Annotated in this window: 25 protein-coding genes; 13 read left to right on the top strand and 12 right to left on the bottom strand. The window is 67.1% G+C overall.

The features are described 5' to 3' along the window. Positions 1-17: 17 nt before the first annotated feature. Together CFB50_RS09730 and CFB50_RS09720 are read right to left on the bottom strand one after the other, a co-directional pair. Positions 18-1751 carry a ClcB-like voltage-gated chloride channel protein gene (locus CFB50_RS09730; RefSeq protein ID WP_218829064.1) on the bottom strand — a complete coding sequence of 578 codons (1734 nt, stop codon included), beginning with the start codon at positions 1749-1751 and terminating at the stop codon, positions 18-20. A gap of 103 nt (positions 1752-1854) precedes the next feature. Continuing rightward, on the bottom strand, positions 1855-2922 hold the full coding sequence (locus CFB50_RS09720) for a YeiH family protein (RefSeq protein ID WP_089445716.1): 1068 nt from the start codon (positions 2920-2922) through the stop codon (positions 1855-1857). 112 nt (positions 2923-3034) lie between these two features. On the opposite strand from CFB50_RS09720, the gene CFB50_RS09715 reads away from it, so the two are divergent. The 8 genes from CFB50_RS09715 to CFB50_RS09680 all read left to right on the top strand — a co-directional run bounded on the left by CFB50_RS09715 (position 3035) and on the right by CFB50_RS09680 (position 11046). Next, positions 3035-3928 carry a LysR family transcriptional regulator gene (locus CFB50_RS09715; protein WP_089445715.1) on the top strand — a complete coding sequence of 298 codons (894 nt, stop codon included), beginning with the start codon at positions 3035-3037 and terminating at the stop codon, positions 3926-3928. A 162-nt stretch (positions 3929-4090) separates the two neighbouring features. Beyond that, complete coding sequence (locus CFB50_RS09710; RefSeq protein WP_089445714.1) at positions 4091-4855, top strand: sugar phosphate isomerase/epimerase family protein; 765 nt, start codon at positions 4091-4093, stop codon at positions 4853-4855. A gap of 28 nt (positions 4856-4883) precedes the next feature. After that, entirely contained in the window at positions 4884-5876 is a 993-nt protein-coding gene (locus CFB50_RS09705; protein ID WP_069248038.1) for a sugar kinase, read from the top strand. Positions 5877-6088: 212 nt separating this feature from the next. After that, on the top strand, positions 6089-7369 hold the full coding sequence (locus tag CFB50_RS09700) for an MFS transporter (RefSeq protein WP_046545793.1): 1281 nt from the start codon (positions 6089-6091) through the stop codon (positions 7367-7369). A 5-nt stretch (positions 7370-7374) separates the two neighbouring features. Further along, positions 7375-8340 carry a 2-hydroxyacid dehydrogenase gene (locus CFB50_RS09695; RefSeq protein WP_089445713.1) on the top strand — a complete coding sequence of 322 codons (966 nt, stop codon included), beginning with the start codon at positions 7375-7377 and terminating at the stop codon, positions 8338-8340. Positions 8341-8780: 440 nt separating this feature from the next. Beyond that, the gene (locus CFB50_RS09690; RefSeq protein WP_089445712.1) at positions 8781-9824 is read left to right on the top strand and encodes a LacI family DNA-binding transcriptional regulator; all 1044 of its coding nucleotides are present in this window, start codon (positions 8781-8783) and stop codon (positions 9822-9824) included. A gap of 54 nt (positions 9825-9878) precedes the next feature. Further along, complete coding sequence (locus tag CFB50_RS09685) at positions 9879-10670, top strand: YhfC family intramembrane metalloprotease (RefSeq protein WP_089445711.1); 792 nt, start codon at positions 9879-9881, stop codon at positions 10668-10670. A 13-nt stretch (positions 10671-10683) separates the two neighbouring features. Continuing rightward, positions 10684-11046, top strand: coding sequence for a DUF3022 domain-containing protein (locus CFB50_RS09680; RefSeq protein ID WP_047850836.1), 363 nt, complete (start codon positions 10684-10686; stop codon positions 11044-11046). A 33-nt stretch (positions 11047-11079) separates the two neighbouring features. Here the strand turns inward: CFB50_RS09680 and CFB50_RS09675 are convergent, their stop codons facing one another. Together CFB50_RS09675 and CFB50_RS09670 are read right to left on the bottom strand one after the other, a co-directional pair. Beyond that, positions 11080-11511, bottom strand: a complete 432-nt coding sequence (locus tag CFB50_RS09675; protein WP_069248035.1) for a PGDYG domain-containing protein — start codon at positions 11509-11511, stop codon at positions 11080-11082. A 130-nt stretch (positions 11512-11641) separates the two neighbouring features. Further along, the gene (locus tag CFB50_RS09670; RefSeq protein ID WP_089445710.1) at positions 11642-12196 is read right to left on the bottom strand and encodes a Spy/CpxP family protein refolding chaperone; all 555 of its coding nucleotides are present in this window, start codon (positions 12194-12196) and stop codon (positions 11642-11644) included. A 255-nt stretch (positions 12197-12451) separates the two neighbouring features. On the opposite strand from CFB50_RS09670, the gene CFB50_RS09665 reads away from it, so the two are divergent. Further along, a complete protein-coding gene (locus CFB50_RS09665) occupies positions 12452-12916 on the top strand; it encodes an Lrp/AsnC family transcriptional regulator (protein ID WP_006481526.1) in 465 nt (154 codons plus the stop codon). 6 nt (positions 12917-12922) lie between these two features. Here CFB50_RS09665 and CFB50_RS09660 read toward each other — a convergent pair whose 3' ends face one another. The 4 genes from CFB50_RS09660 to CFB50_RS09645 all read right to left on the bottom strand — a co-directional run bounded on the left by CFB50_RS09660 (position 12923) and on the right by CFB50_RS09645 (position 16331). After that, positions 12923-14347, bottom strand: coding sequence for a sensor histidine kinase (locus CFB50_RS09660; RefSeq protein ID WP_089445709.1), 1425 nt, complete (start codon positions 14345-14347; stop codon positions 12923-12925). After that, the gene (locus tag CFB50_RS09655; RefSeq protein WP_089445708.1) at positions 14323-14988 is read right to left on the bottom strand and encodes a response regulator transcription factor; all 666 of its coding nucleotides are present in this window, start codon (positions 14986-14988) and stop codon (positions 14323-14325) included. The genes CFB50_RS09660 and CFB50_RS09655 overlap by 25 nt, the downstream gene beginning before the upstream one ends. An 81-nt stretch (positions 14989-15069) precedes the next feature. Continuing rightward, positions 15070-15510 carry a hypothetical protein gene (locus CFB50_RS09650; RefSeq protein ID WP_089445707.1) on the bottom strand — a complete coding sequence of 147 codons (441 nt, stop codon included), beginning with the start codon at positions 15508-15510 and terminating at the stop codon, positions 15070-15072. 38 nt (positions 15511-15548) lie between these two features. Continuing rightward, positions 15549-16331, bottom strand: coding sequence for a COG4705 family protein (locus tag CFB50_RS09645; RefSeq protein ID WP_089445706.1), 783 nt, complete (start codon positions 16329-16331; stop codon positions 15549-15551). Between the two features lie 249 nt (positions 16332-16580). Between CFB50_RS09645 and CFB50_RS09640 the strand changes: the two genes are divergently transcribed. Then, positions 16581-17681: a saccharopine dehydrogenase family protein gene (locus CFB50_RS09640; protein ID WP_039357959.1), complete on the top strand. Its 1101-nt coding sequence runs from the start codon at positions 16581-16583 to the stop codon at positions 17679-17681. Positions 17682-17777: 96 nt separating this feature from the next. On the opposite strand, the gene CFB50_RS09635 is transcribed toward CFB50_RS09640, so the two are convergent. Further along, positions 17778-18395 carry an AAA family ATPase gene (locus CFB50_RS09635; RefSeq protein WP_089445705.1) on the bottom strand — a complete coding sequence of 206 codons (618 nt, stop codon included), beginning with the start codon at positions 18393-18395 and terminating at the stop codon, positions 17778-17780. After that, positions 18392-18538 (bottom strand): cytochrome bd-I oxidase subunit CydX, encoded by a 147-nt coding sequence (gene cydX / locus CFB50_RS09630; RefSeq protein ID WP_089445704.1) that lies wholly within the window; start codon positions 18536-18538, stop codon positions 18392-18394. The genes CFB50_RS09635 and cydX overlap by 4 nt, the downstream gene beginning before the upstream one ends. Positions 18539-18712: 174 nt before the next feature. Here cydX and corA point away from each other — a divergent pair, with 174 nt between their 5' ends. After that, positions 18713-19690 (top strand): magnesium/cobalt transporter CorA, encoded by a 978-nt coding sequence (corA, locus tag CFB50_RS09625; RefSeq protein WP_089445703.1) that lies wholly within the window; start codon positions 18713-18715, stop codon positions 19688-19690. Between the two features lie 7 nt (positions 19691-19697). Here corA and CFB50_RS09620 read toward each other — a convergent pair whose 3' ends face one another. Together CFB50_RS09620 and CFB50_RS09615 are read right to left on the bottom strand one after the other, a co-directional pair. Beyond that, positions 19698-19991, bottom strand: coding sequence for a YciI-like protein (locus tag CFB50_RS09620; RefSeq protein ID WP_069248031.1), 294 nt, complete (start codon positions 19989-19991; stop codon positions 19698-19700). 222 nt (positions 19992-20213) lie between these two features. Continuing rightward, entirely contained in the window at positions 20214-20702 is a 489-nt protein-coding gene (locus CFB50_RS09615; RefSeq protein ID WP_089445702.1) for an adenosine-specific kinase, read from the bottom strand. 145 nt (positions 20703-20847) lie between these two features. Here CFB50_RS09615 and CFB50_RS09610 point away from each other — a divergent pair, with 145 nt between their 5' ends. Together CFB50_RS09610 and CFB50_RS09605 are read left to right on the top strand one after the other, a co-directional pair. After that, on the top strand, positions 20848-21825 hold the full coding sequence (locus CFB50_RS09610; protein ID WP_069249305.1) for a cysteine synthase A: 978 nt from the start codon (positions 20848-20850) through the stop codon (positions 21823-21825). A 124-nt stretch (positions 21826-21949) separates the two neighbouring features. Further along, entirely contained in the window at positions 21950-22435 is a 486-nt protein-coding gene (locus CFB50_RS09605; protein WP_031401741.1) for an aminoacyl-tRNA deacylase, read from the top strand. Positions 22436-23208 lie beyond the last annotated feature (773 nt).

Below are 23208 nucleotides of genomic sequence, written 5' to 3'. Positions count from 1 at the left end.
GGCGGCGAATCGCCCGGTCAGCGTTCGCCAGTCATCCGCCGGTACGCATCGAGCAGCGACGTCTTGTAGACGACCCCGGCGAGCGTCGGCTCCGCTTCGCTTTCGATCACCGGCAGGCGTTCGCCCTGGAACGCCATGAAGCGTTCGAGCGCAGTGGCGAGCGGCATGTCGGGCGTGAGCAGCGGAAACGGCGTGTGCGCATAGTGCGCGGCCGTCTTGTCGGCCGTGTCGCGCTTGTCGAGCAGGTCCGACGTGATGTCCTTCAGCGCGACCGCACCGCGAAAGCGTCCGGCGTCGTCGGTCACGTACAGATACTTCACCGGATATTCGAGGAACACGCGCGTCATGTCGGCGACGCTCGCAGTGAGCGGCACGACCGTCTGCGCGGGCTGGATCAGTTCGCGCATCTGCGTGGTGCGGATCCGGCTGCGTTCCTCGGCATCCTGGTGGTGATGCAGGGTGATCTCGTACATCGACGTCGTGCCGGTCGCGCGCGCGACGAAGTACGCGAATACGCAGGACACCAGCAGCGGCAGCACGACCTGGTAGCTGAGCGTCATCTCGAAGATCATCAGGATCGCCATCAGCGGCGCCTGCGTGGCGCCTGTCAGGAACGCGCCCATCCCGACGATTGCGTACGCGAAGTACGCCGACGTATGGCCGGGCCACACGGCTTGCATCGCGAGTCCGAACAGCGAGCCGAACACCGCGCCGACGAACAGCGTCGGCGTGAACACCCCGCCGATCGCGCCGGAGCCGACGGTGGCGGAGGTCGCGATCACCTTGAACACGAGCACCGCGACGAGTGCCTGCCAGGTCCACGGCGAATGGAGGATGAGGTTCACCACGCTGTAGCCGTTGCCCCACACGTCCGGCACCCAGACCGAGATCACGCCGACGACGAGGCCGCCGAGCGCGAGCCGCACGGGCAGCGGCACGGGCAGCCGCTTGAACTGGTTCTTCGATGCATCGAGCAGGTGCAGGAACTGCGGCGCGAGCACGCCGCACAGCGCGCCGAGCACGACGAACAGCAGCACTTCGGGGCCGGTGACGGCTGGAAACACCGGCATCTCGTACGGCGGCCGGTAGCCGACAAATTCGCGCATCACGATGTTCGCGACGACCGACGAGACGATCATCGGCCCGAGACTTTCCATCGCGATGCCGCCGAGCACGATCTCGGACACGAAGAAGGCACCGGCGATCGGCGCGTTGTACGCGGACGTGATGCCGGCGGCCGCCCCGCAGGCGACCAGCAGGCGCAGGCGCGGCGGGTCGAAGTGCACGAAGCGGCCGACGAGCGACGCGGCGAGCGCCGCGAGCTGCACCATCGGGCCTTCGCGGCCGATCGAGCCGCCGCTGCCGATCGTCAGCAGCGACGACACGCTGCGCCACAGGCTCTGGCGGACCGGCACGATGCCATTGCCGAGCGCGACCGATTCCATGTAGTCGGTCTTGGCGGCCTGCTTGGCGCCGCGGGTCGCGAGCAGCAGCACGCAGCCGGCGAGGAAGCCGCCCGCGGCCGGCATCCAGAACCGCACGTACCACGGCAGGCGCTTGGCCATCTGCACGAAGCTGCCGCTTTGCCCGGAGATCAGGTGCTGCATCAGGTCGATGCCTTCGCGGAACGCCATCGTGGCAAAGGCGCCGCCGACGCCGACGATGGCCGACCAGATCAGCATCGTATGGGCGTCCGACAGGCGGAACAGCGTTTGGGCGCGAGTGCGCAGCTTCAGCAGGAACGAGAGCACGGCTGAAAGAGGGCGATGGAAAACGACGCGAAGCATAGCACTGCGCCGCGCCCGCGGGACCTTCCCGTCGGGCGCGGCGCGCGAAGTGTCACGGGCGGGCAACTCAGCCAAGCCAGTGCTGCACGGCCCAGGTGATCCCGTAGCCGCCGGCGATCAGCCACACGTACAGGATCAGGCCGGTCATCAGCGCCCGGGGGCCGGCTGCGCGGATCTGCGCGACGCGGGTTTCGATGCCGAGTGCGGTCATGGCCATCGTCAGCGCGAAGGTGTCGAGCACGTTCAGCGTGTGGGTGACGTCGGTGGGCAGCACGTTCAGCGAATTGACGATCACGAAGCCGAGGAAACCGAGTGCGAACCAGGGCACGGCCACCTTCCGCTTGCCGTGCGCGCCGGCGGCGGTGGCACGGGCCGAGCGGGCCAGCCACCAGCCGAGCGCCAGCAGCACCGGCACCAGCAGCATCACGCGGGTCATCTTGACGATCGTCGCGATGTGCGCGACCTGCGGGCTGATGTCGCTCGCCGCGCCGACCACCTGTGCGACCTCGTGGATCGTGCCGCCGAAGAACAGGCCGAGGCCGGCCGGATCGAGGTTCAGCAGCCCGGCGTGATACGCGATCGGGTACAGGAACATCGACAGCGTGCCGAACAGCACGACGCTGCCCACGGCCATCGCGCTCTGGTGCGGCTTCGACTGCAGCGTCGATTCGAATGCGAGCACGGCGGCCGCGCCGCAGATCGCGCTGCCGGCGGCGGTCAGCAGGGCGGAATCGCGGTCGAGCTTCATGATCTTCATGCCGGCCCAGGTGCCGATCACGAGCGTGCTGACGACGACCAGTACCGACACCGTCAGGCCCGGCAGCCCGACCTGCGCGATTTCCTGCAGGCTCACGCGCAACCCGAAGAACGCGACCGCGATGCGCAGCAGCTTGCGCGCGGAGAAATTGACGCCGGCTGCCCAGCTGGCCGGCATGCCGTCGCGCAGCGCGTTGCCGTACAAGGCGCCTGCGACGATGCCGACGATCAGCGGCGACAGGCCGAGCCCCGCGATCGCGGGAAGCTGGGACAGGCTCGTGACGGCCGCGGCGAACAGCGCGACGAACAGCACACCGTTCAACTGGCCGCGCATCGACGGCGCGGCGGGGCTGAGATGGGGACTCGGAGCAGTGGACATGGAAGCACCGTGATGGAGCGTGTTGCGATGCTGTAATCCTAATTTCGTTATATCGATATGAAAAATTGTGATTTGTGACGTAAACTATCCGGAAAGCTGATAATTTATCCCCATGACCCCGGATCAACTGATAACGTTCGCCGCCGTCGCCGAGCACCTGAACATCAGCCACGCCGCCGTGGCGCTGCATCTGTCGCAGCCGGCCGTGTCGGGCCAGTTGCGGCTGCTGCAGGACGAATTCGGCGAGCCGCTGTACCAGCGCGAAGGCCGCGGCATCCGCCTGACCCCGGTCGGTGAACAGCTCGCGCAGTACGCGAAGGCGCAGCGCGACACGTTTGCGCAGGCGCGTGCGTTTCGTGACGCGGTACGCGGGCTCGAGGCCGGTACGCTGCGCATCGGCGCGAGCACGACGCCCGCGAGTTACCTGTTGCCGTACCTGATCGCGGCGTTCCAGCCGCGCGCGCCGCGCGTGGCGATCCAGACGATGAGCGGCAACACGGCCGACGTGGTCGCCGCGCTGCCGTCGCTCGATATCGCGATGATCGAAGGGCCGCCCGGCGAGGCACTGCCGCCGGGCACCGCGGTGCACGCGTGGCGCGAGGACGAGATCGTGGCGATCGTGCCGACCGGCCATCCGCTGGCCGCTCCGGAATATGCGTCGGGGGTCACGCTCGACGCGCTGGCCGCCCATCCGCTCGTGCTGCGCGAGGCGGGCTCCGCGGTGCGGCAACTCGTCGAGCGCGCGTTCGCGCAAGGCGCGGCGCCGATGCGCGTCGCGTTCGAGATCGCGGGCGTCGAGGCGGTGAAGGAAGCCGTGCGGGCCGGGATGGGCGTCGGGTTCGTCTCGGCGATGTCGTTGCGTCACGACGATGCCGCGCTCGTCCTGCGCTCGCTCGCGCCCAAGCCGCTCACCCGTCACTTCTCCATCCTCGTGCCGCACGGCAGTGCGCCGTCGCGGGTCGCCGCCCAGTTCCTCGAAATGAGCCTCGCGCACGACCTCGCCTGAGCGGCCGAACCCGGCCCGGGAACGCGCGATGCGCGCCGTCGCGCGCGCGCGTTTGCGTCATGCCCCGTCTTAGGGATTTCCTCTATGGCGTGGGTCTGACGCGAAGCGCACCATCCGTCTCAAGCAAATGGAACCGGTTCCATTCCGGTGAAAAAGGGCAACATGACAGACATCGTGATCGTGGCGAGCGCATTCGGGATGGACCGCGTGCGTCAGGAGGGCCACAGCGCATTCATCGCGACCGCGGCGGCGTCCGGTGCGACCGGCTTCGAGGTGCGGCGCGAACTGTTCGCGTCGGAAGAGGCGGCCGCGCCTGGCGCGCTGGCCGTGCTCGGCGCGCAACTGGCCAGCCATGGTCTGTGGTCGGTCTTCTCGACGCCGGCCAACCTGTACACGGAAACGGGTGCGCTCGATGCGGACGCATTGCGCAGCGCGCTCGCCGAAGCCGACGCGCTCGGCGCGCGCTTCGTGAAATTCCAGCTCGGCGGCTTCGCCGGCGACGCGCACGCGGCCGACATCGTCGCGCTGTCGCGCGGCGCGCGGGCCCGCGTGGTGGTCGAGAACGGCCAGCTTCCGGTCGGCGGCGCGCTCGCGCAGTTCCGCGGGCTGTTCGACGCACTGGCCGCGGCCGGCGTGCCAGATGCGCTCGGGATGACCTTCGACATCGGCAACTGGCAGTGGCCGGGCGAAGCGCCGCTTGATTGCGCGCAAGTGCTCGCGCCGCATGTGGAATACATTCACTGCAAGGCGGTTGCGGGCGAGGGCGCGCGCCGTTTCGCCACCGCGCCGGCCCCGAACGATCCGCTCGTGACCGGCGTGCTCGCGGTGCTGCCGCAGCACGCGCCGCGCGGCATCGAGTTCCCGTTCGACGCGGCCGACCTGGCGGGCGATGCATGCCGGCGCGTTGCATGGCTCGCCACCGCGTGACGGTGGAAGGATCCTGGAGAGTTCATTCATGAAAGCAGCACTCGATGTCGTGACCTACGGCGAAGCGATGGCGATGTTCGTCGCGACCGAGCCCGGCCATCTCGCGCACGCGACGCAATTCACGAAGCGGGTCGCGGGCGCCGACCTGAACGTCGCGATCGGCTTGTCGCGGCTCGGCTTCCGGGTCGGCTGGATGAGCCGCGTCGGCCGCGACTCGTTCGGCGGCTACGTGCTCGACACGCTGGCGCGCGAAGGCATCGACGCGTCGTGCGTGACCGTCGATCCGCGTTATCCGACCGGCTTCCAGCTGAAGTCGCGCAACGACGACGGCAGCGACCCGACCGTCGAATATTTCCGCAAGGGCTCGGCCGCGAGCCACCTGTCGTGCGACGACTACGTGGCCGACTACGTGCTCGGCGCGCGCCACCTGCACCTGACGGGCGTCGCGCCGGCGATCTCCGCGACGTCGTGCGAGCTCGCGTTCAGGCTCGCGCGCGAAATGCGCGCAGCCGGCAAGACGATCTCGTTCGACCCGAACCTGCGCCCGACGCTGTGGCCGTCCGCCGACGTGATGGCGAAGACGCTGAACGCGCTCGCGTCGCTCGCGGACTGGGTGCTGCCGGGCATCGCCGAAGGGCGGCAGCTGACCGGGCACGACACGCCGGCCGACATTGCGGGCTTCTATCTTGCACAGGGCGCGCGCGGTGTCGTGATCAAGCTTGGTGCGGAAGGCGCGTACTACCGGACGGCCGACGGCCGTGACGGAACGGTGACGGGCGAGCGCGTGCAGAACGTCGTCGACACGGTTGGCGCCGGCGACGGCTTCGCGGTCGGCGTGGTCAGCGCGTTGCTGGAGGGCAAGACGATCGAGCAGGCGGTGGCGCGCGGCAACCGGATCGGTGCGCTCGCGATCCAGGTGATCGGCGACTCGGAAGGGCTGCCGACCCGCGCCGCGCTCGATCGGTTCGAAAACGTCAGCAATCGCGCCGATCGCTTAGAGGAAACCTTCACCGCGCAATGAGAGGCCGGACACGGCACAATCCGCGGACTCAATTCGTCGTGCATGCGCACGGCAAGGTACGGGACCAGAGTAAGCGCTAAAGCGCCAACTCTGGTCGACCGCGATGCATGGGACCAGAGTAAACGCTGAAGCGCTAACTCTGGTCGACCGCGAAGCATGGGATCCAAGTAAGCGCTGAAGCGCTAACTTGGATCGACACAGGAGACACTCTGATGGCCAACACACTCGCTGCCCGCCGCTGGTGGACGATCATGCCGATCGTCTTCATCACGTACAGCCTCGCCTACCTCGACCGCGCGAACTACGGGTTCGCGGCCGCGGCCGGCATCAACCAGGACCTCGGGATCAGCAAGGGCCTGTCGTCGCTGATCGGCGCGCTGTTCTTCCTCGGCTACTTCTTCTTCCAGATTCCCGGCGCGATCTATGCGGAACGCCGCAGCGTGAAGAAGCTCGTGTTCGTCAGCCTCATCCTGTGGGGCGCCTGCGCGGCGCTCACGGGCGTGGTCAGCAACATCCCGTCGCTGATGGCGATCCGCTTCGTGCTCGGCGTCGTCGAGGCGGCCGTGATGCCGGCGATGCTGATCTACATCAGCAACTGGTTTACGAAGAACGAACGCTCGCGCGCGAACACGTTCCTGATCCTCGGCAACCCGGTCACCGTGCTGTGGATGTCGATCGTGTCGGGCTATCTCGTGCACGAATTCGGCTGGCGCCACATGTTCATCGCCGAAGGCGTGCCGGCCGTCCTCTGGGCCGTGTGCTGGTGGTTCCTCGTTCAGGACAAGCCGGCCGATTCGCCGTGGCTCAACGCGCAGGAAAAGCGTGATCTCGACGCCGCGCTCGCGGCCGAGCAGGCAGCGATCAAGCCCGTGCGCAACTATGGCGAAGCGTTCCGCTCGCCGGCCGTGATCAAGCTGTGCGCACAGTATTTCTGCTGGAGCATCGGCGTGTACGGCTTCGTGCTGTGGCTGCCGTCGATCGTCAAGAACGGCTCCGACCTCGGGATGGTCGCGACCGGCTGGCTGTCCGCGCTGCCGTATCTCGCCGCGACGATCGCGATGATCGCCGCGTCGTGGGCGTCCGACAAGGTCGGCTCCCGCCGCGGTTTCGTGTGGCCGTTCCTGCTGATCGGCGCGGCTGCGTTTGCCGCATCGTACGCACTCGGCTCGTCGCACTTCTGGATCTCGTATGCGCTGCTGGTCGTGGCAGGCGCCGCGATGTACGCGCCGTACGGCCCGTTCTTCGCGATCGTGCCGGAACTGCTGCCGAAGAACGTCGCCGGCGGCGCGATGGCGCTGATCAACAGCATGGGCGCGCTCGGTTCGTTCGTCGGCTCGTACTTCGTCGGCTACCTGAACGGGGCGACCGGCTCGCCTGTCGCGTCGTATGCGTTCATGAGCGCCGCGCTCGTCGCCGCGGTGATCCTCACGCTGTCCGTCAAACCCCAGGCGCGCGATACGCATCCGCTCGCGACGCCGCTGCAAGGAAAGTGAATCAGATGAAGCCCCGTATCGTCGCGTACAAGCCGCTGCCCGATGACGTCCTCGCGTACCTGCGCGAGCATGCGGACGTCGTGCAGGCCGACGGCGCCGCCGCCCTTGCCGATGCGCTCGGCGACGCGGACGGCGCGATCGGCGCGAGCCTGAAGGTCACGCCGCAGATGCTCGACCGCGCACCGCGGCTGAAGGCGTGGTCGACGATCTCGGTGGGCTACGACAACTTCGACGTCACGGATCTCACGCGGCGCGGGATCGTGCTCGCGCATACGCCGGACGTGCTGACCGAGTCGACCGCCGATACGGTGTTTTCGCTGATCCTCGCGTCCGCGCGACGCGTGGTCGAGCTGGCCGAATGGGTGAAGGCCGGCCACTGGCATCACAGCATCGGCCCCGACCTGTACGGCACCGACGTGCAGGGCAAGACGCTCGGCATCGTCGGGCTCGGGCGGATCGGCGGCGCAGTCGCGCGCCGCGCGGCGCTCGGCTTCCGGATGCAGGTGCTGTACGCGAACCGTTCCGCGCATGCGGAAGCCGAGTCGCAGTACGGCGCGCGGCGCGTCACGCTCGACGAACTGCTCGCGCAGTCGGATTTCGTGTGCCTGCAGGTGCCGCTTTCGCCGGAAACGCACCACCTGATCGGTGCGGCCGAATTCGCGAAGATGAAGCGCGGTGCGATCCTGATCAACGCATCGCGCGGGCCGGTAGTCGACGAAGCCGCGCTGATCGACGCGCTGCGTGCGGGCACGATCCGCGGCGCGGGGCTCGATGTGTTCGAGAAGGAACCGCTGGCGGCCGATTCGCCGCTGCTGCAGATGAAGAACGTCGTCGCGCTGCCGCATATCGGCTCGGCGACGCACGAGACGCGCCATGCGATGGCGCGCTGTGCCGCGGAAAACCTGGTCGGCGCGCTGGCCGGCACGCTGCGCACGAATCTCGTCAATCCGGATGCGCTCGCGCACGCGTGAGCCGCGGCGGGTCGCGGGTCGGCCACCGGCCGATGTCCGTCCGGCGGGGGGCCGGCTTCGTTAGAGTCGATGATCTTGGTGCCGGCGGGCTGGCTGCGTTATGATCGCCCGCGCGTCGCATCGACGGCCCGGCAACGCTGCCGGCGGCGTCCCGCGACGGGTATCCGCGCCAGGTCCGGTGCGGCCGACTGCTTTTGCAGGTGACCGGGGCGGGTGCCGACGCGCCGGTGCTGAAGGGCAGACGCTGATCGACCGCGAAGCATGGGATCCACGTAAGCGCTAAAGCGCCAACGTGGATCGACCGCGAAGCATGGGGTCAGCGTAAGCGCTAAAGCGCTAACGCTGACCGACAGGAGATTCCACCGGGTGGCTTACGTTTCCAACAACAAAGGTCCGTCTGCTCACGAAGCGGCGCGGATCCTACGTCGCGAGGCACGACAGTGACCGATTCGCAACCAACCACGACGCGTCCGGCGACGATCAGCGATGTCGCGCGCGAGGCCGGCACCGGCAAGACCAGTGTGTCGCGCTACCTGAACGGCGAGACGCACGTGCTGTCCACCGATCTGCGCCAGCGGATCGAAACGGCCATCGCGCGGCTCAACTACCGGCCGAACCAGATGGCGCGCGGGCTCAAGCGCGGCCGCAACCGCTTGCTCGGCATGCTCGCGGCCGACCTGACCAATCCCTATACCGTCGAAGTGCTGCAGGGTGTCGAGGCCGCGTGCCACGCGCTCGGCTACATGCCGCTGATCTGTCACGCGGCGAACGAAATCGAGATGGAGCGCCGCTTCCTGCAGCTGCTCACGACCTACCGCGTCGAAGGGCTGATCGTCAACGCGCTCGGCGCCGATGAGGACGTGCTGCGCCCGCTGCGCGGCGCCGGCATCCCGGCCGTGCTCGTCGACCGCACGGTCGAAGGCTTCGAGGCCGACCTGATCGGCCTCGACAACGCCGACGCGATCGAGACGGCACTCGCGCACCTGGTCGAACACGGTTTCGACGCAATCCATTTCGTCGTGCAGCCGTTCGAGCGCGTCAGCTCGCGGCGCCTGCGCGAGGCCGCGTTCCGCACGGCACTGGCGGCGCGCGGGCTGACGGTGCCGTCGACGGTCGTGCTCGACCTGAACGCGCCCGACGCGGTCACGGCGGCGCTCGCCGATATCGATGCCCGCATCGACGACGCGGCACGGCGCGGCGTGCGCGCGGCGCTGTTCGCCGCGAACGCGCCGGTCGCACTCGCGATCGCGCGCCACCTGCGCGCGCGTTTCGGCTCCGCATGGCAGCAGAGGGCGGCGCTGCTGTCGATCGACGATCCGGAATGGGCCGAGCTGATCGGGATCACGACGATCCGCCAGCCGACCTACGAAATCGGCTACAAGGCCGTCGAATTCGTGCACGAGCGGATCGACGGCGCGGCGGGCGACGTACGCGTCTCGCTGTTGCCGGGCGAGCTGGTTGCGCGCGCGTCGACCGCAAGCTGAGTATCATTCGGGGCACGCAGCGCGTCAGGTGCGCTGCCCCGAACAAGGAAATACATGACTGTCGCTCCCGTCACGCTGGCGGTGCTGATCGCCGCCACGCTGATCATCGCGCTCCTGCCGCTCGTCCTCTACCGATTCCTGCGCAAGCCGCTGGCGCTGAACCGCCGCGACACGATCGTCGGCGTGGCCGTCTTCACGCTGTTTGCGATGATCCTCGAACGCGCGTTCCACGGGCTCGTGCTGAGCCAGACGCCGCCGGACGGCTGGCTCACGCAGCCGCTCGCGTTCGTCGCGTACGGCGCGCTCGCAACGGCCGTATTCGAGGAAGTCGGCCGCTATCTCGGGATGCGTTTCCTGAATCGGCGCTATGGCCCGTCGCCGGCCGGCGACAGCCGCGGAATCGGCTACGGGATCGGTCACGGTGGCGCCGAAGCATGGTTCATCGGCGTACTCGTATGGGGCCAGTGGTCGTATCTCGCGTGGCTCGCGAGCCGCGGCCAGCTCGAGACGCAGCTCGCCGACCTGCCGGGCGATACCGTCGTGCGCCTGCATGTGATGCTTGCGACGCTGTCGGCGCAGTCGATGCTGCTGTTGCTGCTCGAACGCTGCACGGCATTCGTGCTGCAGCTCGCGCTGTCGGTGCTGGTCTGGCGTGGCGTGCGCGCCGGCCGCGCGGGCGTGTTGCCGCTCGCGATCGTGCTGCATGCGCTGGCGGCCGCGCCGGCATTGCTGTACCAGGTGCGCGTGCTGCCGGCCGGCTGGGTCGAGGCCGCGTATTTCGTGCTCGTCGCGATCCTGGTCGTCGTGCTGGTGAAGGCATGCCGGCCGTCGCAATCGGCAGCCTGACGGGAGAGACGGGATGGATGACTATCTGATCGAATGCCAGAGCGCGGAATTCGACGCGCTCGCACGCGTGATCTGCGATCTCTTTCCGGAGCAGACGCGTTTCGCCGAAAGCAGCGACGCACGCGGGCGGTTCCTGTCCGTGCAGTGGCTCGCGATGCGTTTCGGCTCGGCGCCGAAGCGGATGACGCTCGATATCCGGATCGTGCCGGCCGCGCTCGCGCGCTACCTGGCGCTCAAGCCGATGCAGCGGGCGCGCAGCCATGCGGTGCTGCATGCGTATACGGAAGCGATGCTCGGGTCGCTCGAGGAGCGTCACGCGGCCGGCGAGGCCGTCGAGCGCGACGCTGAACTCGTACTCGACGAAGACTTTGCGTGACAGTTCGCGCCGGCGCCATGCCGGCGCACTGCATTACGCGTCGCGGTAGACCTGCGCGAAGCGCTGCGCCTGCACGACACCGTAGTCGCCGGGCGCGTACTGCATCACCCAGTCGCCGGCGACGCCGCGCAGCGTGTCGCCGTTTTCCGAGCGGGCGATCGTGAACGGCTCGTCCATCCGGCGGGCGAGCACGACGGCCGGCCGGTTCCGGTAGGCGCCCGGTTCGCCGTGTGCGCGTGCCGGATCGGCGGGCAGGTATTTGGCGTCGAAGCGCGCGCGTGACACGACCCAGCGGTCGCCGGTCGAGCCCGTGATCAGCGCGTCGCCCGCCACATAGCGGTTCGGGCCTTCGAGGCTCATCAGTTCGCCGTCGGCCTCCGCAAAGGCAACGGCGACGGTTTCGTCCTTGACGACGCGACGGGCCTGCGGATCGGTACGCAGGTCGAGGTGCTTGAGTTCGAGCATGGCGGGGAAGGGCGGGAAAGCGGTAAAAGCCGGGAGCTTATCCCGAATCCGGCGCGCCGTGTGACGCGCCGGTCGCCTGGCGCGGCGCCGTTCGGCCCGGACGGGCGGTACGGCGCCGGCACGGAGGGTGTCAGGGCTGCGCGGGGGCGCTGGCGGCCGGCGCGGCTGCTGCCTTGCCTTCCTTGCCTTCCTTGCCCTTCGTCTTGCCCTTGCGCTCGCCGTCGTGGTGCAGCCAGCTGCGGAACGTCGTGTCGGCCAGCGCCTTCTGGTCGGCCGGGAAGCTCTCGTAGAGCGGTGCGAAGGCGTCGGCGAGCTTCTTCGCGCCGTCGGCGTTCGCCTGCGACAGTTCCGCGTACTGCTTCATGTCGTCGATCGCGGAGACGTCGTGCTTGGCCATCCGTTCGCGATAGAGGCGGCCCATCGTGTCGCCGTTGTCGCGCATCGTGTCCGCGAACGTCTTCCACTGGGGTTCCTGCGCCGACGTGATCTTCAACTGGTCGTGCAGGTACTTGATGCGTTGCTCGACGCGCGCTTCGTGGCGCGCCGCGCGCTGCTCGGCGGTCGGGGCCGACGCCGCGGCCGTCGTTGCGGGGGCCTGGGCGGGCGCCTGCGGCTGCGCCGGGGTTTGCGCGAACGCGCTGGCTGCAACGACGAGCGTAGCGAGGGTGAGCGAGATTTTCTTCATGGTTGGCTCTCCGGGGTGGTGTCTTGCGAGCGGGCGCGGCGGCAACTGCCGCAAGCGCGCTTCTCGCGTCGCCTGCTATTAGTAGCACGTTGAATGCGGTGCAGCAGTGAATGCGACACTTGCTTACATCCGATACGAATCGAAATTGAAAGGTTCGTATCGGCTCCGGGCGATGGCGTTTGGGTGGGCCGGCGTTCGGCGCTATCATCGCGTCACCTTCCACTCAGCCGGCGCGTCGTGCCCCGGCCCAGCCTCATGCGTCCACCCCGCCTCGACCAACTCGACGATCTCGACCGGCAATTGGTCGCGCTGCTGCAGGCCGATGCGCGCGCCAGCGTCGCGGATCTCGCGCGCCAGCTCGACGTCGCGCGCACGACGGTCGTCGCCCGCATCGCGCGGCTCGAACGCACCAACGTGATCGCCGGCTACAGCGTCCGGCTCGGGCAGGACGTGCTCGACGCGAGCATTTACGCGTACGTCGGCATCATCCTCACGCCGAAGTTCGGCAAGGACGTGTTGCGCAAGCTCGACCGGATGCCCGAGGTGCAGCTGCTGTGCGCGGTGAGCGGCGAGTACGACTACGTCGCCTGGCTGCGCGCCGATTCCCCGGAACGGCTCAACGACCTGCTCGACCAGATCGGCACGCTCGAAGGTGTCGAACGCACGACGACGTCGATCATCCTGTCGCGCAAGATCGATCGCGGGACGATCGGCGGCTGACGCGCGTCAAGCGCGGTGTCGGTCGCGCCGAGCGTGCTGCGCCGGCGTATCGGTCCGGCTGTCGGGCTGCGTCGTGCCGGACGGACGCGCAAGCGGAATCCGTACCGAGATGCGCAAGCCGCGCGATTCCGCTTCGTTCGCATAGGCGAGCGTGATGTCGGCACCCATCCGGTCCGCGACGATCTTCACGATCGACAGGCCGAGCCCGGAGCCGATCTGCGCGCTGCCGGGCACCCGGTAGAACGGGTCGAACACACGTTCGCGTTCGTGCGGTGCGATGCTCGGCCCGGTATCGGCGATCGTCACGCACGCGTGCGTGTCCGTGCAATGCGTCGACAGGTCCACGCGACCGCCCGGCGGCGTGTAGCGGATTGCGTTGTCGACCAGGTTCATCACGAGCGACACGAGTTCGAGCTCGTCGACAGGCACGTGCGCGTCCGGTCCGTCTTCGATGCCGATGTCGATGGTTTTCGCGTCGGCGAGCGGCATCAGGTCTTCGAGCACGCGGCGATAGACGGCATGAACCGACACGTCGCCGGGCGGCGCGGCCGGCGCGCTTTGCGCCCGCGCGAGCGCGAGCAGCTGCCCGATCAGGTGGCGGCTGCGGTCGAGCCCGCCGCGCAGCGCGGCGAGCCGTGCGCGCGCATCGTCCGGCAGGTCGGCCTCGGCGAGGCGCTCGGCCTGCAGCGACATCGCCGTGAGCGGCGAGCGCAGTTCGTGCGCGGCGTCGGCGACGAAGCGACGCTGCGCGGCGACCGACTGCGCGACGCGCGCCAGCATGCGGTTGATCGCGACGACGAATGGCCGTACCTCGACCGGCACGTGCTCGGCCGGCACCGGGCGCAGGTCGTGCTCGTCGCGGGCGTCGATGCCGGCAGACAGCGCGGCCACCGGGCGGAACAGCTTGCGCACGAGATCGGCGACGAGCAGCAGCAGGATCGGGACGAGGATCAGTAGCGGCAACGCGGTGCGCCATGCGCTTTCGCGTGCGACATCGTCGCGCATGCCGGCTTCCTGCGCGACCGCGATGCGCTCGCCGTTCGCGAAGGTCCGGACCATCACGCGATACGTGCTGCCGCCGGCATCGACCGTATGTAGCCCGTCGGCGAGCGTCGGCGCCAGCGCGAGCGGCGGCGTGCCGTCGCGGCCCGGCTGCGGTGCACCGCCGAGCGGTTGCACGATCACGCGCGACAGCTCGTCGCTTTCGCGTGCGGGCCCGGTGCCGTCGGCATGGAGCGATGACGCGTGCGCGCGGTCGAGCAGCGTCGCGACCTCGCGCAGCACGTCGTCCTGCAGTTCGTGCGCTTCGTCGAATGCCGATGAAAACGCGAACGCGGCCGCGGCCGTCGCGACGACCAGGATCGCGGCCGACAGCGCGACCGACAGGCGCAAGCCGATCGACTCGCTCAGGCGCTTCTTGAAACCATCCATCCCGCACCCCTGACGTTCTTGATCACGGTGCTGCCGAGCTTGCGGCGCAGCGAATGGATCAGGAATTCGACCGCATTGCTTTCGACTTCCTCGCCCCAGCCGTACAGGCGATCCTCGAGCTCGCGCCGCGACAGGATCGCGCCCGGGCGCACCAGCAGCGCGCGCAGCAGCGAGAATTCGCGATTCGACAGCGGCACCGGCGCGTGCCCGTCGACGGCGGCCTCGCGTGTCGCCGGGTCGAGCGACACGATCCCGTTGCTCAACAACGGCGCGGCCGAACCGGCCCGGCGCCGGATCGCGACGCGAATCCGCGCGAGCAGCTCGGCCATCTCGAACGGCTTCACGATGTAGTCGTCGGCGCCGCCGTCGAGGCCTGCCAGTCGATCGTCGAGCCCGTCGCGGGCGGTGACGATCAGCAGCGGCGCGCTGGCGTCCTTCGCACGGATGGCGGCCAGCACGTCGAGCCCGTCGCGGCCGGGCAGGCCGAGATCGAGCAGGACCAGGTCGTAGGGCTGCGCGGCGAACGCAGTCAACGCGCGCACGCCGTCGGTGACCCAGTCGGTGGCGTACGACGCGTCCTTCAGCGCGGCATGGACAGCCTCGCCGATCATCGGGTCGTCTTCGACGAGCAGTATTCGCATGCGTGTTCTCCGTGCCGCGCAAACGCCGCCAGCGTATGCGATTCCCGCACGGGCGTCACGTGTCGCGGCGTGCTGCGATCCTTATTTGCCGCTGAACCGGTCGAGCGCCGCGAGCAGGTCCTTCATCGCGGCGGCCGAATCGGCCTGGGTCGGATGGTCGGCACGCAGCGCGGAAAGCGCGCGGTCGATCGCCTGGTCGACGATGTGCCAGTCGGCGGCGGCGCGCGGCTTGAGGCCGGCTTCGGCCGAGTCCCACGCGATCTCGAGATCCTTGATGCGCGTTTTCGCACCGGGCAGGTCGCCCTTGGTGACGAGCGTGTTCACGTCGACGGCGATCGTGCGGAACTGCGACAGGTCGCCGAGCTTCGATGCGTGGGCCGCTGCGGGCGATGCGGCGGCCGAGGCGGGTACCGGCGTTGCTGCGATTGCATCCTGCTGCTTCGAGCAGCCGGCGGCGCCGCTCAACAGGGCAATCGTGGCCGCGGTAACGGCGAGACGGGAAACGGGATGGGGGATGCGCATGGCGTGTCCTCGATTCGATGAAGGGAAGGAAATGGGCGTCATTCGGCGGTACCGGTACGCGTGCGCGGGCCGCTGCCGAACTGCGCGACGGCGACGAGCAGCACGATCACGGTCAGGAACAGCAGGCTCGTCCAAGCGGCGCCGAAGCCGAGCCCGCCATAGGTGCGGGCCTGCGTGAGCAGGTCGCCGAGCGATGCGCCGAACGGGCGCGTCAGGATGTACGCGATCCAGAACGCGAGCACCGCGTTGGCACCGAGCCGCCACATCACGAACACGGCCGCGATCAAACCGCCGAAGCACAGCGCACCGAGCGTGAAGCCGAGCCCGAGCGCCTCGGTCGCGAGATCGCCCGCGGCGGTGCCCAGCGCGAACGTGCAGAGGATCGCGGCCCAGTAGAACAGCTCGCGCCGCGGCGTGACGATCGTGTCGATCGACAGCGTGCCTTCGATGCGATGCCACACGAAGAAGATCGCGGCGAGCGCGACGGCAAACGCGGCCGTGCTCGCATAGAGGCTGACGTTCAGGCCGTCGGTGAGCAGGTCGGTGATCTGCGTGCCGACGATGCTGACCAGCACCACCGTGAGCCAGTAGATCCACGGCACGTAGCGGCGCGTACGCAACTGCAGCCACAGCGCGATCGCGAGCAGCGACGCCATCGCGACGCGCGTGACGGTCTGGCCGAGCCCTGCGTTGACCGCGAGAAAGTCCGCGCCGGTTTCGCCGACCGTGGTCGACATGATCTTGATGATCCAGAACGACAGCGCGACGTCAGGCACCTTGTTCAGCCAGTGCGGCGTGCGATGGACGGGCAGGGATTGCATGCGATGCCTCCTTGGAAATCGGGTGGTCGGCATGCAGTCTGAAACGGAAGACTTAGGCCAGCCATAGCGAGGCCGGCAGCGGGGAAAAAAACACCATTTCGACATTTCGACGAAAGGTGTCGTCGGAACGTCGAAATTATCGGTCGTTTCGCATCATTCTTCGTCTTGGAACTGATTTTGCGCGTCCCTACACTGTGTTCATGGCTCAACGCCGTTCACAACACCAACCCATCATCAGGAGATAAGCGCATGAAAATCGCCATCGTCGGCGCAGGTCTGATCGGCCACACCATTGCTCACATGCTGCGTGAAACGGGCGACTACGAAGTCGTCGCGTTCGACCGTGATGCGGATGCGCTTGCGAAGCTGTCGCGCGAAGGCATCGCGACGCAACGGGTCGATTCGGCCGATGCAAACGCGATTCGCGAAGCCGTGAAGGGCTTCGATGCGCTCGTCAACGCGCTGCCTTACTACCTCGCGGTCAACGTGGCCGCCGCCGCGAAGGCTGCCGGCGTCCACTACTTCGATCTGACCGAAGACGTGCGCGCGACCCACGCGATCCGCGAACTGGCCGAAGGCTCCGACCGTGCGTTCATGCCGCAGTGCGGCCTCGCGCCGGGCTTCATCGGTCTCGCCGCACACGAACTGGTGAACGGCTTCAGCGAAGTGCGCGACGTGAAGATGCGCGTCGGCGCGCTGCCCGAGTATCCGACCAACGCGCTGAAGTACAACCTGACGTGGAGCGTCGACGGCCTGATCAACGAATACTGCCAGCCGTGCGAAGCGATCCGCGACGGCCGCAAGCAGTGGGTGCAGCCGCTCGAAGGCCTCGAGCACTTCTCGCTCGACGGTACCGAATACGAAGCGTTCAACACGTCGGGCGGCCTCGGCACGCTGTGCGAGACGCTGTCGGGCAAGGTCGAGACGCTCGACTACAAGTCGGTGCGCTACCCGGGCCACCGCGATCTCGTGCAGTTCCTGCTCGAAGACCTGCGCCTGTCGACCGACCGCGACACGCTGAAGTCGATCATGCGCCGCGCGGTGCCGTCGACGAAGCAGGACGTCGTGCTCGTGTTCATCACGGTGACGGGCGTGAAGGACGGCCAGCTGGTGCAGGACGTGTTCACGCGCAAGATCTTCGCGAAGGACGTGTGCGGGATGCACATGAGCGCGATCCAGATCACGACGGCCGGCGCGATGTGCGCGGTGCTGGATCTGTTCCGCGAAAAGAAGCTGCCGCAGAGCGGTTTCATCCCGCAGGAAAAGGTGTCGCTGAAGGCGTTCCTGTCGAACCGCTTCGGCAAGCTGTACGAAGGCGGCACGATGGAGCGCGTGCACGAAGTGGCCTGACCACCCGTCAGCCTCTGGCACGAGGGCCGTACGACGCCGGGAGCGCAGCAGCGCTTCCGGCGTTGTTTTTTGCGGGTGACGAAAAAGAGGAGCCGGTCAGGCCGGCAGCGGCGGGACGATCGTGGCCGCCGGCGGGGGCGGCGCGATGCGGTACAGCAAGGTATCGACGTCGGCGTCGGAGGGCGCGGTGTTGTCGAACATCACGATGCCGTCGCATTCGTGGCCGGTCGGCACGAAGCGGCGCTGCCGGTATTCGTCCCAGTGCGCGAGCTTGTATGCGTCGTTCGGGTTGCCGCGCGCGATGATCCGCTGATGCGCGACGTCTTCCGACGTGTGGACCCAGACGACCGTCAGCTTGACGTCGGGCGCGATGCCGAGCCACGCGCGATCGAGAATGCGGCGATCGCGCACTTCGCGCGACAGCGGGCCGACCACGAGCGCGCCGATGCCGAGCGCGAGATTTTCACGGGCCGTGTCGAGCAGGCCCTGGTATTCGGGATCGCGCAGGTGCTTCAGGTAGAGCGGGCTGTCGCGGTCGTTCGGATTCTCGGTGAGCGCACCCATCGCGGCCGAGCTGTAGCGGCCGTACAGCGTGTCCTTGTCGAGCAGGCAGAAGGCCTCGCCGGTTGCGCGCATCAGCGGCCCGATGAGCCGCTTCGCGAGCGTGGTCTTGCCGGTGCCGGCGTGACCGCAGAAGAACACCAGATGCGTCACGAAGCCTTGCCTCCCGGGCGCGGGCTCGACGCGCCGTTGCGCTTGTCGCCGCGCGAGAAGACTTCCGCTTCCAGCCACATCGCGTTGATGATGCCGAAGCCGAGCGCCACGCCGATGCCGAGTATCCACGAGAAATACCACATGGGTCCGTCTCCTGGTTGGGCCGCACGGCCGTGCGGCTTGGGGGCCGAATGTTCGGGTGCGCATGCTGCGGCGCACGCAGCCCGATCATGACCAATATCGCCGTGCCGCGCAAGACGGGCCGCCCGCGCAGCAAACCGGTAAACTGATGCGCAAACCGCAACGTCACGAACACCATGCTGATCAACTGTGCTGCATACCAGGACGGCCGCAAGCTGGCCGACATCGATATCGACGCCATCAGCGACTACGTGTCGAAGCCCGAGTGCTTCGTGTGGGTCGCGCTGAAGGATCCGACACCCGAGGAACTCGACCTGATGGGCGAGGAATTCGGGCTGCACGAACTGGCGCTCGAGGATGCCCGCAAGGGGCATCAGCGACCGAAGATCGAGGAGTACGGCGATTCGCTGTTCGCGGTGCTGCATACGGTCGAGCTGGACCACGACGGTGAATTCAATGTCGGCGAGCTGAACGTGTTCGTCGGCCCGAACTACGTGCTGTCGATCCGCAACCATACCGAGCAGGATTTTCGCGACGTGCGCAAGCGCTGCGAGCGCGAGCCGCATCTGCTCCGGGAAGGCTCGGCATTCGTGTTCTACGCGCTGATGGACCAGGTCGTCGACCGCTATTTCCCGATCCTCGAAACGCTCGGCACCGAACTCGAGGAACTCGAGGACCGCATCTTCGCGAAAGCCACGCCCGCGTCGTCGCGCGCGATCATCGAGGATCTCTATTCGCTGAAGCGCCGGCTCGTGATGCTGTACCAGCACACGGCGCCGCTGATCGAGCCGCTGGCGAAGCTCACCGGCGGGCGCATTCCGCAAATCTGCAGCGGCATGGAGCCGTACTTTCGCGACGTGTACGACCATCTGCAGCGGATCGTGAAGACGATCGAAGGGCGGCGCGAGATGGTGGTCACGGCGATCCAGGTCAACCTCGGGATGATCTCGCTGGCCGAGAACGAGGTGACGAAGCGGCTCGGCTCGTTCGCCGCGCTGTTCGCGATCCCGACGATGATCGCCGGCATCTACGGGATGAACTTCGCGAACATGCCCGAATTGCACCTGAAATACGGCTTCTACGGCTGCATCGCCGTGATGGTCGTGGCCGACTTCGCGCTGTGGTGGCGATTCAAGCGGGCAGGGTGGCTGTAGTCTCGCTTCACGCGCGGGGCGGCGCGTGCTTGCCGACCACGACGCGCCACGGACGCACGCGCCACGATTTCACGAGGCCGTTCTGCACGTACGGATCGGCGCGCGCGAACGACTCGGCCGCCTCCGGCGAATCCCCTTCGAACACGAGCACGGCCTGGTCGGCCGGGTCCGACAGCGCGCCGGCGAGCACGAGTTCGCCGCGCTCGGTCGCAGCCTGCGCAAGCGCGAGGTGCTGGGCGCGGAACGGTTCGCGACGGGACAGGTAATCGTCGACGAGTTCGTAGGTCAACTGGTAATACATGGCGACTCCGGGAAGATTCGCGGCGGCCGGTGCGTCAGCGCGCCGTCAGTCAGTCTGCTGCGGGCAGTATAGGGCAGGCGGACGGCAGCGACACGACGCGCAGGGCGGCGCGCTTCTGTGGCTGTAAACGCAACTAACAGTCTGAGCGTCGCCCGTCCTGAAATCCCGGCCGCAACGCGCCTTCCATGCAGCCAGGTCTACAGGCCGCGGGCGGGGGCATCCCTACGCCTTGTAGCCGATCGTGCGCAGCAGGTCCTTGCGCCAGCGGATGTCGTCGTCATTTTCGACACCGAGCGGCCCAAAGCCGTCGACGACGCCGACGATCCCGCGTCCTTGTGCGGTTTCCGCGACGATCACCTCGGTCGGGTTCGCGGTCGCGCAATAGATCCGGCAGACCTCCGGCACCGCCTTGATCGCGTTGAGGACGTTGACCGGAAAGAATCCGTCGCCGAGGAACACGATGAACGCGTGACCGGCGCCGATCGCGCTGGCGTTGCGGCATGCAAGGTCGACGAGCGCCGCATCGGTGCCGGAGTGGCGCACCAGCCGCTTGCCCGACGCCTCGCAGAATGCGAGCCCGAAGCGGATGCCGGGCACGGTGCCGACCAGCGCCTCGTGGATGTCCTCGACGGACTTGATGAAATGCGACTGGCCGAGGATGAAGTTCATGGTCTCGGGCTTGTCGACGGCAACGGTTTGCAGTTGCAGCATGGCGGACCTCGTCTCGCGATGCGGCGCGTGCGCCGCAATGGGCTCTTCAAGCTTAATACGCGGCGTCCGGCGACGAAAGCCGCGAGGGCGGCCTATCCTTCGTTGTGTGTGGCGCGTGCGCTGCACGAACGCAACGGAGGAAGACATGGACGTGCGACAAGGCTTCGTCGACTGCGTGGGGCGCACGCCGCTGATTCGCTTGACGAAGCTCAGCGCCGAGACGGGCTGCGAGATCCTGGGCAAGGCGGAATTCATGAATCCGGGCGGGTCGGTGAAGGACCGCGCGGCACTCTACATCATCCGCGACGCCGAGCGGCGCGGCGTGCTGACGCCCGGCGGCACCGTGGTCGAGGGCACCGCGGGCAACACCGGCATCGGTCTGGCGCATATCTGCGCGGCGCGCGGCTATCGCTGCGTGATCGTGATTCCCGACACGCAATCGCCGGACAAGATGGCGATCCTGCGCACGCTCGGCGCCGAGGTGCGCCCGGTGCCCGCGGCGCCCTACCGTGATCCGAACAACTATCAGAAGATTGCCGGGCGGCTCGCGGACGAACTCGACAACGCGGTGTGGGCCAATCAGTTCGACAACGTCGTCAATCGCCAGGCGCACTACGAGACGACCGGGCCCGAGATCTGGCGCGATACGGCGGGCACGATCGATGCGTTCGTATGCTCGACCGGGACGGGCGGCACGCTGGCAGGCGTGAGCCGTTACCTGAAGGAGCAGAATCCGAACGTCCGGATCGTGCTGGCTGACCCGCACGGCAGCGGGCTCTACGGTTACGTGAAAACGGGCGACCTCGCCGCGGAAGGCAGCTCGATCACCGAAGGCATCGGATCGACGCGCGTCACGATGAACCTTGCGGACACGCCGATCGACGACGCGGTGCGGATCGACGATCAGCAGTGCGTGACGATGGTCTACCGGTTGCTGCGCGAGGAGGGGCTGTACGTCGGTGGATCGAGCGGCATCAACGTCGCGGCGGCGGTCTGGCTGGCCCGACGGATGGGCCCGGGGCACACGATCGTGACCTTGCTGTGCGACCGTGGCGACATCTATCGCGCGCGGCTGTTCAATCGGGAATGGCTGCGCGAAAAGGGACTCGACCCTGGGGACTGAACGCGTGAGTCGAGTCCGTGCAACGCGCGGGCGAGGCGAGGTTTTCCATCCGCCGGAATGCGACCTATGCTGAACGAATCCGGAGCGAACGCCGTTCGCCCGTTTCGCCCAGACGAGGTGTGCCATGCCTGTGTCAGCCACCCTGCAGGATTGCCTGCGTCAGAAGTCATCGCGGTACGAAGTGGTGTACCACCCCTATAGCCATACGAGCATGGAGACGGCCGCCGCCGCGCATATTCCCGGCGATCGCCTCGCGAAAACCGTGCTCCTCGAAGACGACGAAGGCTACGTCGCCGCCGTATTGCCGACCACGCACGCCGTGCGCCTGTCGGATCTCTGGGTGAAGACGGGACGCCATCTCGTGCTCGCCCGGGAGGTCGAGCTGCGCGAGCTGTTCAAGGATTGCGACATGGGCGCGTTGCCGCCGGTGTGCATGGCGTACGGCATGAAGACGTTTCTCGAGGAACGTCTCGCGCAGCAGCCGGAAGTCTATTTTGAGGCCGGCGACCACGAAGCACTGATCCACATGATGCAGGACGAATTCCTGATGCTGATGGAGACGGCCGAGCGCGCGCATTTCTCGCACAAGATGCAGGGCATGCACTCCTGACGCGCGCGGCGCAAGGGTGCTGGTCGATGCCCGGGTGACAGGGTCGAGTGTCCGGGCAGGGGCCTTGTCGCGGCATGGTTAATTCGATGTGCGAAGTTATCGTGCTGGATTCTATGGTAGAGATTTCGACGTGAATATTGAATCGCATTCCGAATTAACTGTTCGGATATCCGTGGTGCGTCGGATGTTTCGAGGAAGCCGTGTCGGCTGGCGTGATGTGGCCGAGCAGCGCATCGCGTGACCGATGCGGACGTTGACGAGGGAAGGGCATGCACCGTTCCGGCCGCTTCCATGGCAGCTGGTTTTGATGCGATGCAGGAAATATGCCGATATTTATGTCGAAACAACCAAATATCCGTTTTCGCATATATCCATACAATTCAATTACCGTTTTTATAACAAAAGTTTTATTTGTGCTTACCGGAATATTATTTGAATAAACCCTCCAAACTTTGTATTCGGGCATCAAATAAAGTTTGACGTCAAAATTTTTTCCTTGCTATCGTCTGCACCCAAGTGAACGGCGCCATTGACATCACCGCGTAACGAATGACCAATCGTCAGACGAAACACGAGGTGCCGCCCGCTCAGCTGACAATTGCCTGAACGTGCAGGCGCGTGGTTTTCCGGTGTAAAGCCGGGCCGCGCCGGCCGGAACGATTCCGTGAAAAAGAATGAATTGGAATTCGAATGTGATTCTTTCAATTCGGATTGCTAATTGAATTTGAAATGAAATGTTCGGGTAGTTGCGGTGGCGATGCCGACCTGGCTTC

The sequence above is a fragment of the Burkholderia sp. AU33423 genome, assembly GCF_002223135.1.
Classification (GTDB): Bacteria; Pseudomonadota; Gammaproteobacteria; order Burkholderiales; family Burkholderiaceae; genus Burkholderia; species Burkholderia lata_D.
The sequence above is the reverse complement of the archived record's forward strand: the minus strand, read 5'-3'. Positions and strand labels throughout refer to the sequence as shown.